Source organism: Roseateles sp. P1_C1_2, assembly GCF_056406535.1.
The window spans coordinates 87,103-103,063 of record NZ_JBFUAB010000002.1; the positions used below are offsets into that span (position 1 = coordinate 87,103).

Consider the following 15,961-nt stretch of genomic DNA (forward strand, 5'->3'; position numbering starts at 1 on the left):
GAGGATTGCCCAATCGATGACCCAGCCTACTCGCTATGCTGCGCGCGCTGTCGACGAGGAACAGCCGAGGAAGCCCATGAGAACAATGACCCGGGCCGGCGTGATTGCCGGCTTTTTGCTGGCTGCGAGGCTCGCCCAAGCTGCCCCACCGCCCACCGAGGTGTTTTTCAAGGACGCCGACATCATCGAGGCCGTGCTGTCGCCGTCGGGCCGGCGCCTGGCCCTCACCTCGGCCAAGGGGGGCGAGCGCGTCGGCCTCGCCATCGTCGACCTGGGGCCCGAGGGCAAGACGCAGCGCGTGGCCCAGTTCGGCGACGGCGACGTCAGCCGGGTGCGCTGGGTCAACGAAGACCGGCTGATTTTCAGCCTCGTGGAACTGTCGGAGACCAACGGCCGCGGCGGCGGTGGGCCAGGCCTGTTCGGGCTCAATGCCGATGGCAAGCAGCTGCGCGTGCTGGTGCGCCGCTGGGGCAAGCCCGTCTTCAGCACCGGCAAGGTGGACGACCGCATCCTGGACTGGAACCACATGCTGCTGCGCGTGCCGGAGCCGCTGCCCGGCCAGGCCAACGAGGAGGTGCTGATCGGCGAGCACACCAACGAGCATGGCTACAGCCTGTTTCCGCTGTGGCTGAACACCCGCAACGGACAGACTCGCTCGACGGGGATCAAGGCGCCGCCGCACACCGTGGATTGGCTGACCGATAACCGAGGCGAGCCCCGTGTCGCCATCACCGGCCACAAGGATCGCCAGGCAGCCTATTGGCGCGCGCCGGGCAGCGCAGAGTGGGTGCAGCTGTATGAGAGCGGCCTCTTCGACTCGCCTTTCCAGCCCATTTCGGTGGACAACGCGGGCAGCCTCTACGTCACGCGCCAAGAAGGACCGCAGGGCTACCACGTGCTGACCCGCTACGACTTCGCCGCCAAGGCAACGGAGGCCAAGCCCCTGGTCGTCACGCCGGGCTTTGATTTCGCCGGCAGCCTGATCACCGACAGCAGCAGCCGCCCCCGCGGCGTGCGGGTGACGGTGGACGGCGAGGCAACGGTGTGGTTTGACGAAAGGATGCAGGCCCTGCAACAGCAGGCCGACCGCCTTTTCCCCGGCCGCATCAACAGCATCAGCTGCCGCCGCTGCGAGGCACCGGACATGGTCGCCCTGGTGCGCAGCAGCAGCGACCGCGACCCCGGCCGGCTCTGGTACTACCAAGCCAAGCCGCCCGAGGGGGAAAAAGCCTGGCAGGGCCTGGGCCGCGTGCGCAGCGATGTCAAGCCCGAGCAGATGGCGACGCTGGAACTGCACCGCACCCAGGCCCGCGACGGCCGCGACCTGCCGGTCTGGGTCACCCGCAGCGCCGAGGCCAAGGGGCCACTGCCGGCCGTTGTGTATGTCCACGGCGGCCCCTGGGTGCGCGGCGGCAGCTGGGGTTGGCAACCGATGCAGCAGTTCCTCGCCTCGCGCGGCTATGTCGTCATCGAACCCGAGTTCCGCGGCAGCACGGGCTATGGCGAAGCGCATTTCAAGGCTGGCTTCAAGCAATGGGGCCAGGCGATGCAGGACGACGTGGCCGACGCCCTGCGCTGGGCGCAGCAGCAAGGCCTGGCCAGCGACAAGGCCTGCATCGCCGGCGCCAGCTACGGCGGCTACAGCACGCTGATGGGTTTGGCGAAGCATCCAGAGCTCTACCGCTGCGGTGTTGCCTGGATCGCCGTGACCGACCTGGACCTGCTGCTGCGCGGCTCTTGGTGGGTGAACGACGACACCAGCAGCTTCCACCGCAAATACACCCTGCCAGAACTGGTAGGCGATGCCGACAAGGACGCAGCCCTGATCGCCGCCCACTCCCCTGTCAATCAGGCCACGCGCATCAAAGCGCCTGTGCTGCTGGCTTTCGGCGAAGCCGACATGCGGGTGCCGCTGGCCCACGGCAAGCGCATGCGCGAGGCACTGATCGAGGCCGGCAACGACCCCGCTTGGGTCAGCTACCCGCGCGAAGGCCACGGCTTCGCCATCGCCAAGAACCGCGTCGACTTCGCCGAGCGCATGGAAGCCTTCCTGGCCAAGTACCTGCAGCCCTGAGCGTTTGGTGCCAGGCTTTGCCACCCGTCCTTGGGGGGCGTTCCCCGGCGCCGGCTCGCAGGCGATCCACTATCCTTCGCGCCGAAAAAATATTCGCCATCAGGGAGAAGGTCATGACATCACGCCTGCGTGCCACCGCGCTCGCATTCGCATTCGCCTGCGTGGGCGTTCCACTCGCCCAGGCGGCCCCGCCGCCGGCCGAGGTGTTCTACAAGGACGCCGACATCACCTACGCCGTGCTGTCGCCCTCGGGCCGACGCCTGGCGGTCACGACGGCCAAGGGCACGGCACGCATCGGCCTCGTCGTCTACGACCTCGCACCGGGCGGCCGCATCCTGCGCGTGGCCCAATTCCCCGAGGCGGACGTGATGAATGTGCACTGGGTCAACGACGAGAGGTTGGTGTTCGGCGTCATCGACTACAGCGCGGGCAGCGGTCGGCCCGCCGGCGCACCGGGACTGTTCACGGTGAAGACGGACGGTTCGCCGGCCCGCCAGCTGGTGCGGCGCCAGTGGAAGCCGCTTGTCAACGACGGCCGCGACGACCGCATGCTGGACTGGAACCATCGCCTGCTGGCCGTGCCGCCCTCGCGGCCCGGCAAGGTCAACGAGGAGGTGCTGCTGACCGAGTTTTCCTATGGTGGCGAGGGCATCGAAACGCCCGTCTGGCTGAACACGGCCAGCAACACCGTTCGCAGCGTCGACTACAAGGAGCCGGTACACACGGTGGGGTTTGTGGCCGACAACCTCGGCGAGCCGCGCATCGCGCTGACCCAGTTCAAGAGCCGCCAGGCGGCCTATTGGCAGCCGCCCGGCACCCGGGAATGGAAACAGCTCTACGAGACGGACCTGAACACCGTGCCCTATCGCATCGAGGCGGTGGACGACACCGGCGTGATGTTCGTCTCGCGCGACGAAGGCGCGCTGGGCCACCGTGCGCTGTCGCGCTATGACTTCGCGACCGGCGCGCCGGAGGCCAAGCCCCTGGTCGCCGTGCCGGGCTTTGACTTCAGCGGCAACTTCGTCACCGACGAGGCCGGCCGCACGCTGGGCGTTCGCGTCACCGCCGATGGCGAGACGACGATCTGGTTCGACGCGGCGATGCAGGCCTTCCAGCAGCGCGCCGACAACCTCTTTGCCGGCCGCATCAACCACATCGATTGCCGCCGCTGCGGCACGCCGGACATGGTGGCCCTGGTGCTCAGCTACAGCGACCGCAACCCGGGCCAGCTCTACATCTTCCAGGCCAAGCCGCCCGAGGGCGAAAAGAACTGGCGGTTGATCAAGGCCGTGCGCGAGGACATCAAGCCCGACCAGATGGCCGCGCTGGAACTGCAGCGCATCAAGGCGCGGGACGGCCGTGACCTGCCAGTGTGGGTCACCCGCAACCCCGATGCCAAGGGACCGCTGCCGGCCGTCGTGCTGGTGCACGGCGGCCCCTGGGTGCGCGGTGGCGAATGGCGCTGGAATGCCGATGCCCAGTTCCTGGCGTCGCGCGGCTATGTGGTCATCGAGCCCGAATTCCGCGGCAGCGCCGGCTATGGCACCGCCCACCTCGAAGCGGGCTTCAAGCAATGGGGCCAGGCCATGCAGGACGACGTGGCCGATGCGCTGCGCTGGGCGCAGAAGGAGGGCCTCGCGAGCGACAAGGCGTGCATCGCCGGTGCCAGCTACGGCGGCTACAGCACGCTGATGGGCCTGATCAAGGACCCGACGCTGTACCGCTGCGGCGTGGCCTGGCTGGCCGTGACCGACCTGGAGCTGATGGTGACCGGCTCCTGGCTGGTGGACGACAGCACGCATGACGACTTCCGCAAGTACGCCATGCCCGAGCGCGTCGGCGACGCCGTGAAGGACGCCGCCATGCTGGCCGCCAACTCACCACTCAAGCAGGCGGCCCGCCTGAAGGCCCCGCTGCTGCTGGCCTTTGGCGAGCAGGACCAGCGCGTGCCGCTGGTCCACGGCAAGCGCATGCGCGATGCCTTGCGGGCGGCGGGCAACGACCCGGTGTGGGTGACCTACGCCGGCGAGGCGCACGGCTTCGGCGTCGTCAAGAACCACGTCGATTTCGCGGAGCGGATGGAAGCCTTCCTGGCGAAGTATCTGAAGCCTTGAACATGGAACTGCGCTGTCAGATCCACCTCGCCCGCCTGGCCACACAGCGATGCCTGGCCAGCAGCGCGCTCGCCGCTCCGCCCGCCGAGCTGTTCTTTAAGGACCCCGACACCGGCGAGGCCATGCTGCCGCCTTCGGATCCTCAAATTTGTGGGTGCGATTAATAGAAGCTGTTGGCATCGTCTAGAGGAACCGGCAAAACGCGCCTCGCGCTTCAACGGCGATCCCGGGAGGGGAAAAATGCGATACCTGAGTAGCATCCAAGTCATGGTCACCTGGATTGCGTTGGCGCTTCTTGCGGGGTGCGCCACAACTAGTGATCGCGGCTCGAAGACCCCTAGCTATCTAGCTGGTGAGGACGTTGATCGAACGGTTAGTGCTGCGGCAACATGTGAACAGCCTCTGGTCTCAAAGCGCATACCAAAAAGCACCTTTAAATATGGATGCTTCTGTGGCGCAGGCCACCCGGGTCTGAAGCATCCGAGCGGCAAGCCCGAGGCTGACCTCTCGGACGACGAGCGCCGAGAGCTGGCGTTGTCTTACATGAGCAGACGGCCAGTTGACGATATTGATGGGGCTTGTCAGGCGCATGACGTGTGCTGGCTCCTAAAAGGCAATGGCGCGGCAAACTGCAATCGCGACTTCATCGATCGCTTGGACTACCTCCATGGAGTATTCAAGAAGGGCGATCGAGCCTTAAGTCCCTCCGAAACGACGCCGCGCGCATGTGCGTCGATGGCCCTGGACATCCAGATTGCGACGCTGCACATGATGGATGACAGCAGTGCCGGAGTCATGGCCGCGCGAGTTGTCGCCCTTCCGATTGCACTGTTTGACTACCTGGCCATCCACGGTCTACGAAAGGGTGGCTGGGGGTACCCTGCAGAGCCCGGCAAATGCCTTGCCGCCAATTTCGAACCTGCATCGCCAAAGCCACTAGCTGGGGCAGGCGCCAGTGCCAAGCCATAGTGGATGGCTGGACGCCTTCGACCTCGAAGAGCCTACCGGCAGAGTGGCGAAAACGGGCGCCAGCTCACTTGTGCATTTCTCCGGGCGCTTGTAAACCTGCCCCGCCCTATCCGCGCCCGACTAGCCCTTGAACCCGTTGTAATGCCGCCGCCACTCCGGCGGCTTCCACAGGTGGGCCAGGCGCATGCCCCAGGTCTTTTCCTGGGCCATGTCGTGGAACATCGCCCGCCATTCGTGGGCGTTCAGCCAGAACAGGTTGTGCGTGTAGAAGGGGTGCTCCAGCCCGTAGTCCACCGCCTCTTCCTCGGGCTCGAAGGTGCCGAACATGCGGTCGAAGATGATCAGCATGCCGCCGAAGTTCTTGTCGATGTACTGCGGGTTGCGGCCGTGGTGGGCGCGGTGGTGCGAGGGCGTGTTGAAGATGAACTCGAACCAGGCCGGCATCTTGCCGACCCAGCTCGTGTGCACGAAGAACTGGTAGCCCAGGTTCAGCGACAGCGCGAACAGCACCCAGCGCGGCTCGAAGCCCAGCCACACGGCCGGCAGGTAGAACAGCCAGTTGCCGGCGATCGGATAGAACCAGCTCTGGCGCAGCGCCGTGCCGAAGTTCATCTTCTCCGAGCCATGGTGTACGACATGGGCGCACCAGAACCAGCGGATGCGGTGGCTGCCGCGGTGAAAGCCGTAATAGAGGAACTCGACGAAGAGGAACAGCGCGACGAAGCGCCAGACGGTGACGTCGATGGTGAAGAGGCGGTGGTCGTAGACCCAGCCCATGGCCGGCAGCACGAGGACGACGAGCAGGATCAGGTCGGCCACCAGATAGCTGCCGCCGCTGTTCATGCTGTCGAAGGTGTCCCAGAGGTCGAAGACGCCGGTCTTGCGGAAGCGCCAGGCCTCCATCGCGATGAAGACGCCGAAGATGGGCGACAGCATGACCAGCGTCAGGTCGCGCCAGTCGCCGTGGCGGTGGTAGAGGTCGAGCAGCCAGTCCATGGCGGGATGATGCAACTTCGGCGCCACGCCGGCTTGACGGGCGACCCCAGGTTTTTGACAAATCACGCCAGCGCTGGCGTTATCCCGGCCGCCCGCGCCCAATGTGCTGCTGCATCATCGCGCCCCCATGGATGAGACCCGTGTCGCCGCCAGCTATGTCCAGCTGCTCTTCGAGCACCTGGCCAAGCTGGGCCGTGCCGACGCCCTGGGCGCGCCGCCCGCGGCGAGCGAAACCTTCGTGTCCATGCGCCGCTGGCAGGCCCTGCTGGAGCAGGCCCGCGACCTCGACCCCGGCGCGAAAACCACCTTCCCGCTGCGCCTGGCACGCGGCATCGCGCCGCGCCATTTCGGCGTCGTCGGCTTCGCGGCGCTGGCCAGCGGCACTCTGGCCGAGGCGCTGATGCGGCTGGAGCGCTATCACCGCTCGGTCTATGACGCCAACGTGGCCCAGGTCCATCCCGTCGCTGAAGGCCTGTGCATCGAATGGGGCGTGGAGCGCGGCCGGCCGGGCGCGCTGGTCGACGAGACCGCCATCGCCGCCCTGGTGCAGCTGGCGCGCGAGTTCACCGGCAAGCCGGTACGCGCCCTGGCCGTCGACTTCGTCAACCGCCGCCCGGCCGACCTGCGGCCCTACGAAGACTTCTTCGGTGGCCCGGTGCGTTTCGACCAGCCGAGCACGCGCATCGTGCTGTCGCTGCGCGACCTGGCCCTGCCGATGCGCGGCGCCGACGCGGCCCTGCTGGCCTTGCTCGACGCGCAGGCCGAACGCCTGCTGCAGGAGGTGGCCGCCGTCAGCGAGCCGGTGGGCGTCTGGCGCCAGGCCCTGGTGGGCCTGATCCGCAGCGGCCGCACCTCACTGGCCGACCTGGCCCTGAGCCTGCAGATGAGCCCGCGCAGCCTGCAACGCCGCCTCACCGAACAGGGCCACAGTTTCCAGACCCTGCTCGGCCAAACGCGCCAGCAGCTTGCCGAGGCCTATCTGCGCGACGCCAATGTCGAACTTGCCGAGGTGGCCCTGCTGCTCGGCTATTCCGAGCAAAGCGCTTTCACGCGCGCCTTCCGGCAATGGACCGGCCAGGCGCCGCTGCAATGGCGCCGCCAGCATTCAAGATGACCCCAGCTCCAGCATCCGTCATCATCGACGGCACCCCCGCCCATGGCCGGCATGCCGGCCGCATCCCGCGCATCGACTGGTCCCTGTTGCGCGAGCGCCGCTCCTGGCTCTGGCACAAGCTGCACCACAAGCGCTGGCACTACGTCGGCCTCGGCAACGAGCAGCTCTTCATCGGCGTGGCCATCGTCGACCTGGGATGGGCCTGCAGCGCCTTCGCCTACCTCTTCGACCGCCGCCGCCGCAAGCTGCTGGCAGACTGGAGCCAGGACGGCCTGCCGGGCTTGCAGGCGAGGGTGTCCGACGAGCCACTGGCGGGGGCCGACGCCTGGTTCCGCGGCCTGGGCGCGCAGCTGTCGCTGCAGCACGCGCCTGGCGATGTGCTGCGCCTGCGTGTCGCCACGCGGGCCCTGCGCATCGACGCCGAACTCGACTTGCACGACATGGCCGCGCCATTGCTCGCCGTCGGCCCGATCGCAGGCGGCCTGTCGCATGCGACACAGAAGACCAGCGCCCTGCCCGTCCTCGGTTCGGCCGAGGCCCACGGCCAGCGCTTCGATCTCGACGGCGCCTGGGCCGCGGTCGATGCGTCCAACGGCCTGCTCGCGCGCGACACCGCCTGGCGCTGGGCCAGTGCCCATCGGCCGGATATCGGCTTCAATCTGCAGCAGGGCTATTTCGGCAATCAGGAGAACGTGCTGTGGCTGGACGGCCAGCCCATCGCGCTGGGCGCGGCGCACTTCGAGTTCGACGCCGCTCGGCCGCTGGACCCGTGGCGGGTGAGCACCGAGGACGGGCTGCTCGACCTGGTGTTCACGCCCGAGGGTGCGCGTGCGGCCAACAAGGACCTGGGCTTTGCTGCCAGCCGCTATGTGCAACCGGTGGGCAGCTTTGCCGGCAGTGTGCGGGCTTCGCCCGACGCGCCGGCCAGACCGGTCACGGGCTTGCTCGGCGTGACCGAAGACCACCATTCGCGCTGGTGACCCGGGCAGGCGGCATCCTCGAAGATCACGCATGCGCTGATGATTCCTCACGCTTCGACCGGCTGGCGGGTTCCCGCCAGCCGGCCGGGTCGATACAGTGAGCCCCGCCTCGGCATGCCCGCAGCCGCCAACACATTGCAGCAACCCAACCCCTTCCACGTCCGCCCTCTGTTGGCCGGCATTGCGCTGACCGTGCTCCTTCTGCTGGGTCAGGCCTGGTTGCCCGAACGCAGCCTGGATCTGGCGGCACCCGGCGCGGTCAGCAACTTCTTCCTGATCGCGCCGGGCGAAGTCCAGGGCGAGCCTCCGGTGCAATGGGTCGACGCCGACCGTCGGCACTGGCGTTGCCGCTACCCGGCCCAGGCACCTTCGCAAGGCTGCGGCATGACCCTCGTGCTGAGCGGCGAAGACCCGAAACGCGGCCTGGACCTCAGTCGCTTCGAAACCCTGGCGGTGGACCTGGCCTACAAGGGCAGTTCGCCCTATGTGCGGGTGGCGCTGCGCAACTTCGACCCAAGGTTTTCCAAGCTGGAAGACGGCAACAGCTCGCGCATGCAGTCGGTCAATATCAGGCAGCGCGACATCGCCACCCCCCTTCTCCTCGACCTGGGCGAGCTGACAGTGCCGGAGTGGTGGATCACGCAGTTCAATCTGCCGCGCGAGTACAACCGCCCCAGCGTCGAGAACGTGACGACCCTGTCCATCGACGTGCCTGCCGATGTCGCCGGTCAGCCCCAGGACATGGAGTTGCGCCATCTGACGCTGAAGGGGCCGTGGATCGGCCGCGACACCGTCTATCTCGGCCTGCTCTGCGCCTGGCTGCTGGCGGCCTGCCTGGTCGTGACGCAACACTGGCGGGCGCTGCGACGCAGCCACAGCCACCAACAACGTGAGATCGACGCGCTGACCGCGCGCACACGCCTGCTGCGCATCGAACAGGACAAGCTGCGCCGCCTGGCCACCATCGACGAGCTGACCGGCGTGCTGAACCGACGCGGCCTGGAATCCGCGCTGGAAGACTTCGAAGGCCAGCCCGATGGTGTCGCACTCGTGCTGCTGGACATCGACCACTTCAAGCACATCAACGATCGCTGGGGCCATGCCATCGGCGATGAGGTGCTGCGCCGCATGGCCGCCGTCATCACAGCCAATCTCAGGGCCAGCGACGTGATCGGCCGCTGGGGCGGCGAGGAGTTCCTCGTCGCCTGCCAGGGCCGCCACGTCGACGATGCCATGCGCCTGGCGGAAAAGCTGCGCGAGGCCGTGCAAAACGGCAGCTTCGACGCGAAGGGCCGCTTCGCCATCACGGCCAGCTTCGGCGTCGCGCTCGCACCGCCCGGCACATCGACCCACCGCGCTTTCAAGCGCGCGGATGCGGCGCTCTACCGGGCCAAGTCGGCTGGCCGCAACCGCGTCGAACTCGACACGGCACACGACACCGCCACCACGCTTTGAGCGTGGCGCGGTGCCGGCCTTGGCCAGCCCTCAGTGCACGACGCGCCCGAAACTGAACTCGCCGCCCTCCACCTGCACCGGGATCACATCCTTGGGCCCGAACTTGCCCTGCAGGATGAGCTTGGACAGCGGGTTCTCGACGCGCTGCTGGATGGCACGCTTCAGTGGCCGCGCACCGAAGACCGGATCGAAGCCGACCTTGGCCAGCTCGTCCAGGGCTGCTTCGCTGACGTCCAGCTTCATCTCCATCTTCTCCAGGCGCGCTTCGAGCAGACGCAGCTGGATGCGGGCGATGGACTTGATGTGGTCGGCGCCCAGCGCATGGAAGATGACGGTCTCGTCGATGCGGTTCAGGAACTCGGGCCGGAAGTGGGCCTTGACCTCGCCCCACACCGCGTCGCGGATGACCTCGTCCTTCTCGCCCGACAACGCCATGATGTGCTGCGAGCCGAGGTTGGACGTCATGACGATGACGGTGTTCTTGAAGTCCACGGTGCGGCCCTGGCCGTCGGTCAGGCGGCCATCGTCCAGCACCTGCAGCAGCACGTTGAAGACGTCCGAGTGCGCCTTCTCGACCTCGTCGAGCAGCAGCACCGAATAGGGCTTGCGCCGCACGGCCTCGGTCAGCGTGCCGCCTTCCTCGTAGCCGACATAGCCCGGGGGCGCGCCGATCAGCCGCGAGACCGAGTGCTTCTCCATGAACTCGCTCATGTCGATGCGCACCATGTGGTCGTCGCTGTCGAACAGGAAGCCGGCCAGGGCCTTGCACAGCTCGGTCTTGCCCACCCCCGTAGGGCCGAGGAAGAGGAAGCTGCCCAGCGGCCGGTTCGGGTCGCTCAAGCCGGCGCGTGAACGGCGGATGGCGTCGGACACGGCCTGGATGGCCTCGTCCTGGCCGATGACGCGCTCATGCAGCTTGGCTTCCATCTGCAGCAGCTTCTCGCGCTCGCCCTGCATTAGCTTGGAGACGGGGATGCCGGTGGAGCGCGCCACGACCTCGGCGATCTCCTCGGCGCCGACCAGCGTGCGCAGCAACTGCGGCCTGCTCGCGTCCCCTGCCTTGCCGGCCTCCTTGGCCTGGGCTTCCTTGAGCTGCTTCTCCAGCTCGGGCAGGCGGCCGTATTGCAGCTCGGCAACCTTGTTGAAGTCGCCCTTGCGCTTCCATTCCTCGATGTGCTGGCGGGCACGATCGATCTCTTCCTTGACGTGGGCCGATCCTTGCGCCTGGGCCTTCTCGGCGGTCCAGATCTCTTCCAGGTCGTTGTACTCGCGCTGAAGCTTCAGCAACTCGTCCTCGATGAGGCCGAGGCGCTTGATGGAGCCCTCGTCCTTTTCCTTCTTGACCGCCTCGCGCTCGATCTTGAGCTGGATCATGCGGCGGTCGAGCCGGTCCATCGGTTCGGGCTTGGAGTCGATCTCGATCTTGATCTTGGCCGCGGCCTCGTCGATGAGGTCGATGGCCTTGTCGGGCAGGAAGCGATCGGTGATGTAGCGGTGGCTCAGCTCGGCCGCGGCGATGATGGCCGGGTCGGTGATCTCCACGCCGTGGTGGACCTCGTACTTCTCCTGCAGGCCGCGCAGGATGGCGATGGTGGCCTCCACCGTTGGCTCGTCGACCAGCACCTTCTGGAAACGGCGCTCCAGGGCGGCGTCCTTCTCGACGTATTTGCGGTACTCGTCCAGCGTCGTCGCGCCGATGCAGTGCAGCTCGCCGCGCGCCAGGGCGGGCTTGAGCATATTGCCGGCGTCGATGGAGCCTTCGGACTTGCCCGCACCCACCATGGTGTGGATCTCGTCGATGAAGAGGATGGTCTGGCCCGCGTCCTGGCTGACTTCCTTCAGCACGCCCTTCAAGCGCTCCTCGAAGTCGCCGCGGTATTTGGCGCCGGCCAGCAGCAGGGCCATGTCCAGCACCAGCACGCGCTTGCCCTTCAGCGAATCGGGCACCTCGCCGTTGATGATGCGCTGGGCCAGGCCCTCGACGATGGCCGTCTTGCCCACGCCCGGCTCGCCGATCAGCACGGGGTTGTTCTTGCTGCGGCGCTGCAGCACCTGGATCGTGCGGCGGATCTCCTCGTCGCGGCCGATGACCGGGTCCAGCTTGCCCATGCGGGCGCGCTCGGTCAGGTCCAGCGTGTACTTCTTCAGCGCCTCGCGCTGGCCTTCGGCCTCGGCAGACTCGACCTTCTGGCCGCCACGCACCGCCTCGATGGCGGACTCCAGGGAGCGGCGCGTCAGCCCATGGCCGCGCACGACGCCGGCCAGGTCGGTCTTGGCCTCTGTCAGCGCCAGCAGGAACATCTCGCTGGCGATGAACTGGTCACCGCGCTTGGTGGCCTCCTTCTCCGCCGCCTGCAGCAGGCTGACGAGGTCGCGCCCGGCCTGCACGGTCTGGCCCGAGCCACTGACCTGGGGCAGGCCGGCGATGAGGCCGTCCAGCGCCGTGCGCAGGCCGCCGGCATTGACGCCGGCGCGCTCCATCAGCGCGCGCGGGCCCTCGTCCTGGGCCAGCATGGCCGCCAGCACATGGACAGGCTCGATATAGGGGTTGTCGCGGGCCAGGGCGAGGCTCTGGGCCTCGCCCAGGGCCTCCTGGAAGCGGGTGGTGAACTTGTCGGCACGCATGGTGAAGAAATCCTCCGGTTGCGAAGCCAAGTGGGCGCCCTTCAGCGCTTTTCAAGTTGCGCTAAATCAAGGCCTGCATGAGACGCATGCCCAGCCACGCGGCAAAAAGCGCTCCCAGCACATGGGCCAGCGTATGGGCAGCGGCCATGCCGAGGTCGCCATGGCGCAGCAGGGCCAGCGACTCGCCCGAGAAGGCCGAAAACGTCGTCAGCCCGCCCAGGAAGCCGGTCACCAGCAAAAGTTTCAGCAACTCGTTCGGCTGGCGGCCGAACCACTCCAGCGCCATGCCGATCAGCAGGCCGCCCACCAGGTTGACCAGCAGCGTGCCGAGGGGAAAGCCCGCCCAGCGGGTGTTGAACAGCACGCCGGCCTGCCAGCGCGCCAGGGCGCCCAAGGCGGCGCCTATCGAAACTGCCAAGGCGTTCAAACCGCATTCCCCCTAGCAATCCCCCAGCGCGCCGCCGCCTCGTCGTCCGCCACGCGGGCGTCCACCCAGTGGGCGCCGCCCGGCGTGTGCTCCTTCTTCCAGAACGGCGCCTGGGTTTTCAGATAGTCCATCAGGAATTCGCAGGCTTGAAAAGCCTGCCCTCGGTGGGCGCTGGTGACCAGCACGAGAACGATCTGGTCTCGGGCTTCGAGCCGGCCGACGCGATGGATGACCTTGGCGGCGCGAATGTCGAACCGGCCCAAGGCCTCGTCCACCATGGCCTCGATGGCCGCCTCCGTCATGCCGGGGTAGTGCTCCAGCTCCATGGCGGACACGGCCGCGCCGCTGCTGTGCTCGCGCACGGTGCCGACGAAAGCGACGGCGGCACCGACGCCGCCATCCCCTATCCGCAGGGCGGAGGTTTCGGCGCCGGCGTCAAAGTCCTGCGTCTGGATGCAAACTCTGGGCATGGCACGGATTCTCACCTCGGCCCGCGGTGAGATTCACATGTTTGGGCGTCGAAGCGCCCAGCCGCGGCCGGATACTTGTCGTCATTTCTTTCTCACCGCACGCAGGAACCAACATGGCCCTGATGGATTTCATCAAGAAACAGTTCATAGACGTCATCCAGTGGACCGAGGACGGCGATGGCACGCTGGCCTACCGCTTCCCGATGTCGGGTATGGAAATCCAGAACGGCGGCCAACTGGTGGTGCGCGAGTCGCAGGTTGCCGTCTTCGTCAATGAAGGCCAGGTGGCCGACGTCTTCGGCCCCGGCACGCACAAGCTGACGACCCAGACCCTGCCGGTGCTGACCTACCTGAAGAACTGGGACAAGCTCTTCGAGTCGCCCTTCAAGAGCGACGTCTACTTCTTCAGCACCCGCCAGCAGATCGACCAGCGCTGGGGCACCAGCCAGCCGGTCGCCATCCGCGACAAGGACTTCGGCGCCGTGCGCCTGCGCGCCTTCGGCAACTACGCCTACCGCATCCAGGACCCCAAGGTCTTCCACACGCAGATCTCCGGCACGCGCGAGCGCTACACGGTGCAGGACCTGGACGGCCAGCTCCGCGGCCTGATGCTGCAACACATCAGCGACGCCGTCGCCAGCAGCGGCACGCCCTTCCTGGACCTGGCCGCCAACCAGGTCGAGTTCGCCGCCGCGCTGAAGAACGCCACCGCCGAATCCTTCACGGCCATCGGCCTGGAGCTGATCTCGGTGACGATGCAGAATGTGTCGCTGCCCGAGGAGCTGCAGAAGATCCTCGACCAGCGCATCGGCATGGGCATCATTGGCCAGAACATGGGCCAGTTCATGCAGTACCAGGCCGCGCAAGCCCTGCCCGAAATGGCCAAGGGCGGCGGCGACGGTGGTGGCATCGCCGGCCAGGCCGTGGGCCTGGGTGCCGGCGTGGCCCTGGGCCAGACGCTGGCTCAGACACTGGGCCAGGGCCTGGCCGGCGTCGGCACCGCCGCACCCGCCCCGGCGGCCAGCAAGCCCGAAGACATCGTCTCGCTGCTGGAAAAGCTCGGCGACCTCAAGGCCAAGGGCATCCTGACCGATGAGGAATTCGCCGCCAAGAAGGCTGACCTGCTGAAGAAACTTGGCTGATCAGGCGCCAGCCGCGCAGCGACGCTGGCGCGCTGCCTGCCCCAACTGCGGCGCGCCCGTCGAGTTCGCGAGCGCGGCGTCGGCCAGTGCCGTCTGCGGCTTCTGCCGCAGCACGCTGCTGCGTGACGGCGACACGCTGAGCCAGATCGGCCAGAGCGCCGAGATCTTCGAAGACTATTCCCCGCTGCAGCTCGGCACCACGGGCCGCTGGATGGGCCGCAGCTTCGCCGTCGTCGGCCGCGTGCAGCGCGGCTCGGAGCTGGGCAACTGGAACGAATGGCATCTGCTGTTCGACGCCGGGCCGGAAACGCCCCGCGTCGCCTGGCTCAGCGAGGACAACGGCCAGTTCGTCCTCAGCCTGGAGGCGCCACTCAACGAAACACCGCCCGAGGCGCCTGGCGTCGGCCTGCCGCTGACCCTGGCTGGCCAGCGCTGGCAGGTGGCCGCCATCGTCGAGGCGGCCCTGCGTGCGGCCGAGGGCGAGCTGCCAAGGCCGCCCAAGGCGGGCCGCGTCGTCGAGCTGCGCAACGCCCAGGGCGAGGTCGGCAGCCTGGAATACCGCGACGGCCAGCCGCCGGTCTGGTCGCTCGGCCGCAGCGTCGTCCTGGCCGAGATGGCCCTGCAGGGCCTGCGCACGACGGCCGAAGGCGAGTCCATCGCCGAGGCCAAGTTCAAGGGCCGGGCCATCGCCTGCCCCAGCTGCGGCGCGCCGCTGGAGCCCAAGCTGTCGCAGACCAAGAGCATGGTCTGCGCCCAGTGCAACGCCGTCGTCGACCTGCCGGAGGGAGAGTCCAAGGCGCTGGGCTTCACGGCCCAGAACCCCGGCCTGCCGCCGCTGATCCCGCTCGGCCGCACCGGCACGCTGGGCGTCGACGGCAAGCCCGAAGTCTGGACCGTCGTCGGCTACCAGGAGCGCTGCGACCTGCCCGAAGATGCCGACGACGAGCAGAGCTTCTGGCGCGAGTACCTGCTCTACAACCGCCTCGCCGGCTTCGCCTTCCTCGTCGATACCCGCGAAGGCTGGAGCCTGGTGCGCACGCTGACGGGCGCCCCCTCCCAGGCCCGTGGTGGCGTCAACTGGCAGGGAAGGGACTACAGCCAGCGCTGGGTCTACGGCGCCAAGACCACGCAGGTACTGGGCGAGTTCTACTGGCCCGTGCGGCTGGAGGACCGTGTCCAGGTCACCGACTACATCACCCGCGACGGCCAATACCTGCTGAGCCGCGAACAGCAAGGCCCCGAGATCACCTGGAGCGGCGGCAGCCCCGTGCCCGCCGACGCCGTGCAGAAGGCCTTCGGCCTGCGCGCACCGGCGGCACCCTTCGCGCGCGACGCCTCGGCCTTCAAGAGCGGCGGCAATCTGCTGCGCAACATCATCATCGGCCTGTTTCTCATCGTGCTGCTGTTCGCGCTGCTGCGCGCATGCTCCAGCGATGACTGCCAGCAGTACAAGACCAGCTTCGGTGAGAACAGCAATGAATACCGGCAATGCCGCAGCAGCTCGCGCGGCGGCAGCTATTTCGGCAGTGGCAACAGCGGTGGCAGCTATGGCGGCTACAGCAGCGGTGGCGGCGGCCACAAATAAGGAGCACGCA

At 67.5% G+C, this 15,961-nt stretch carries 13 protein-coding genes; 9 read left to right on the forward strand and 4 right to left on the reverse strand.

Going from position 1 to position 15,961, the window contains the following annotated elements:
* Window positions 1-76: 76 nt before the first annotated feature.
* From AC1D2H_RS02190 to AC1D2H_RS02205, 4 genes are all read left to right on the forward strand, one after another.
* Window positions 77-2,074, forward strand: coding sequence for an alpha/beta hydrolase family protein (locus tag AC1D2H_RS02190; RefSeq protein ID WP_478009713.1), 1,998 nt, complete (start codon window positions 77-79; stop codon window positions 2,072-2,074).
* Window positions 2,075-2,187: 113 nt separating this feature from the next.
* A complete protein-coding gene (locus tag AC1D2H_RS02195; protein ID WP_478009714.1) occupies window positions 2,188-4,188 on the forward strand; it encodes a S9 family peptidase in 2,001 nt (666 codons plus the stop codon).
* Window positions 4,185-4,352 carry a hypothetical protein gene (locus AC1D2H_RS02200; RefSeq protein WP_478009715.1) on the forward strand — a complete coding sequence of 56 codons (168 nt, stop codon included), beginning with the start codon at window positions 4,185-4,187 and terminating at the stop codon, window positions 4,350-4,352. The genes AC1D2H_RS02195 and AC1D2H_RS02200 overlap by 4 nt, the downstream gene beginning before the upstream one ends.
* Window positions 4,353-4,455: 103 nt before the next feature.
* Window positions 4,456-5,157: a hypothetical protein gene (locus AC1D2H_RS02205; RefSeq protein WP_478009716.1), complete on the forward strand. Its 702-nt coding sequence runs from the start codon at window positions 4,456-4,458 to the stop codon at window positions 5,155-5,157.
* Window positions 5,158-5,277: 120 nt separating this feature from the next.
* Here AC1D2H_RS02205 and AC1D2H_RS02210 read toward each other — a convergent pair whose 3' ends face one another.
* Window positions 5,278-6,153 (reverse strand): sterol desaturase family protein, encoded by an 876-nt coding sequence (locus tag AC1D2H_RS02210; protein ID WP_478009717.1) that lies wholly within the window; start codon window positions 6,151-6,153, stop codon window positions 5,278-5,280.
* A 127-nt stretch (window positions 6,154-6,280) separates the two neighbouring features.
* On the opposite strand from AC1D2H_RS02210, the gene AC1D2H_RS02215 reads away from it, so the two are divergent.
* The 3 genes from AC1D2H_RS02215 to AC1D2H_RS02225 all read left to right on the forward strand — a co-directional run bounded on the left by AC1D2H_RS02215 (window position 6,281) and on the right by AC1D2H_RS02225 (window position 9,702).
* Entirely contained in the window at window positions 6,281-7,267 is a 987-nt protein-coding gene (locus AC1D2H_RS02215) for an AraC family transcriptional regulator (RefSeq protein WP_478009718.1), read from the forward strand.
* Entirely contained in the window at window positions 7,264-8,247 is a 984-nt protein-coding gene (locus AC1D2H_RS02220) for a DUF2804 domain-containing protein (protein WP_478009719.1), read from the forward strand. The genes AC1D2H_RS02215 and AC1D2H_RS02220 overlap by 4 nt, the downstream gene beginning before the upstream one ends.
* 114 nt (window positions 8,248-8,361) lie before the next feature.
* Window positions 8,362-9,702, forward strand: coding sequence for a GGDEF domain-containing protein (locus tag AC1D2H_RS02225; RefSeq protein ID WP_478009720.1), 1,341 nt, complete (start codon window positions 8,362-8,364; stop codon window positions 9,700-9,702).
* A gap of 30 nt (window positions 9,703-9,732) precedes the next feature.
* On the opposite strand, the gene clpB is transcribed toward AC1D2H_RS02225, so the two are convergent.
* The 3 genes from clpB to AC1D2H_RS02240 form a co-directional block, all read right to left on the reverse strand.
* Window positions 9,733-12,327, reverse strand: coding sequence for an ATP-dependent chaperone ClpB (clpB, locus tag AC1D2H_RS02230; RefSeq protein ID WP_478009721.1), 2,595 nt, complete (start codon window positions 12,325-12,327; stop codon window positions 9,733-9,735).
* 61 nt (window positions 12,328-12,388) lie between these two features.
* Window positions 12,389-12,745 carry a fluoride efflux transporter CrcB gene (gene crcB, locus AC1D2H_RS02235; protein WP_478009722.1) on the reverse strand — a complete coding sequence of 119 codons (357 nt, stop codon included), beginning with the start codon at window positions 12,743-12,745 and terminating at the stop codon, window positions 12,389-12,391.
* 5 nt (window positions 12,746-12,750) lie between these two features.
* The gene (locus AC1D2H_RS02240) at window positions 12,751-13,224 is read right to left on the reverse strand and encodes a molybdenum cofactor biosynthesis protein MoaE (protein ID WP_478009723.1); all 474 of its coding nucleotides are present in this window, start codon (window positions 13,222-13,224) and stop codon (window positions 12,751-12,753) included.
* A 113-nt stretch (window positions 13,225-13,337) separates the two neighbouring features.
* On the opposite strand from AC1D2H_RS02240, the gene AC1D2H_RS02245 reads away from it, so the two are divergent.
* Both AC1D2H_RS02245 and AC1D2H_RS02250 read left to right on the forward strand, forming a co-directional pair.
* Complete coding sequence (locus AC1D2H_RS02245) at window positions 13,338-14,366, forward strand: SPFH domain-containing protein (protein ID WP_477928708.1); 1,029 nt, start codon at window positions 13,338-13,340, stop codon at window positions 14,364-14,366.
* On the forward strand, window positions 14,359-15,951 hold the full coding sequence (locus AC1D2H_RS02250) for a DUF4178 domain-containing protein (RefSeq protein ID WP_478009724.1): 1,593 nt from the start codon (window positions 14,359-14,361) through the stop codon (window positions 15,949-15,951). The genes AC1D2H_RS02245 and AC1D2H_RS02250 overlap by 8 nt, the downstream gene beginning before the upstream one ends.
* The last annotated feature ends 10 nt before the right edge of the window (window positions 15,952-15,961 follow it).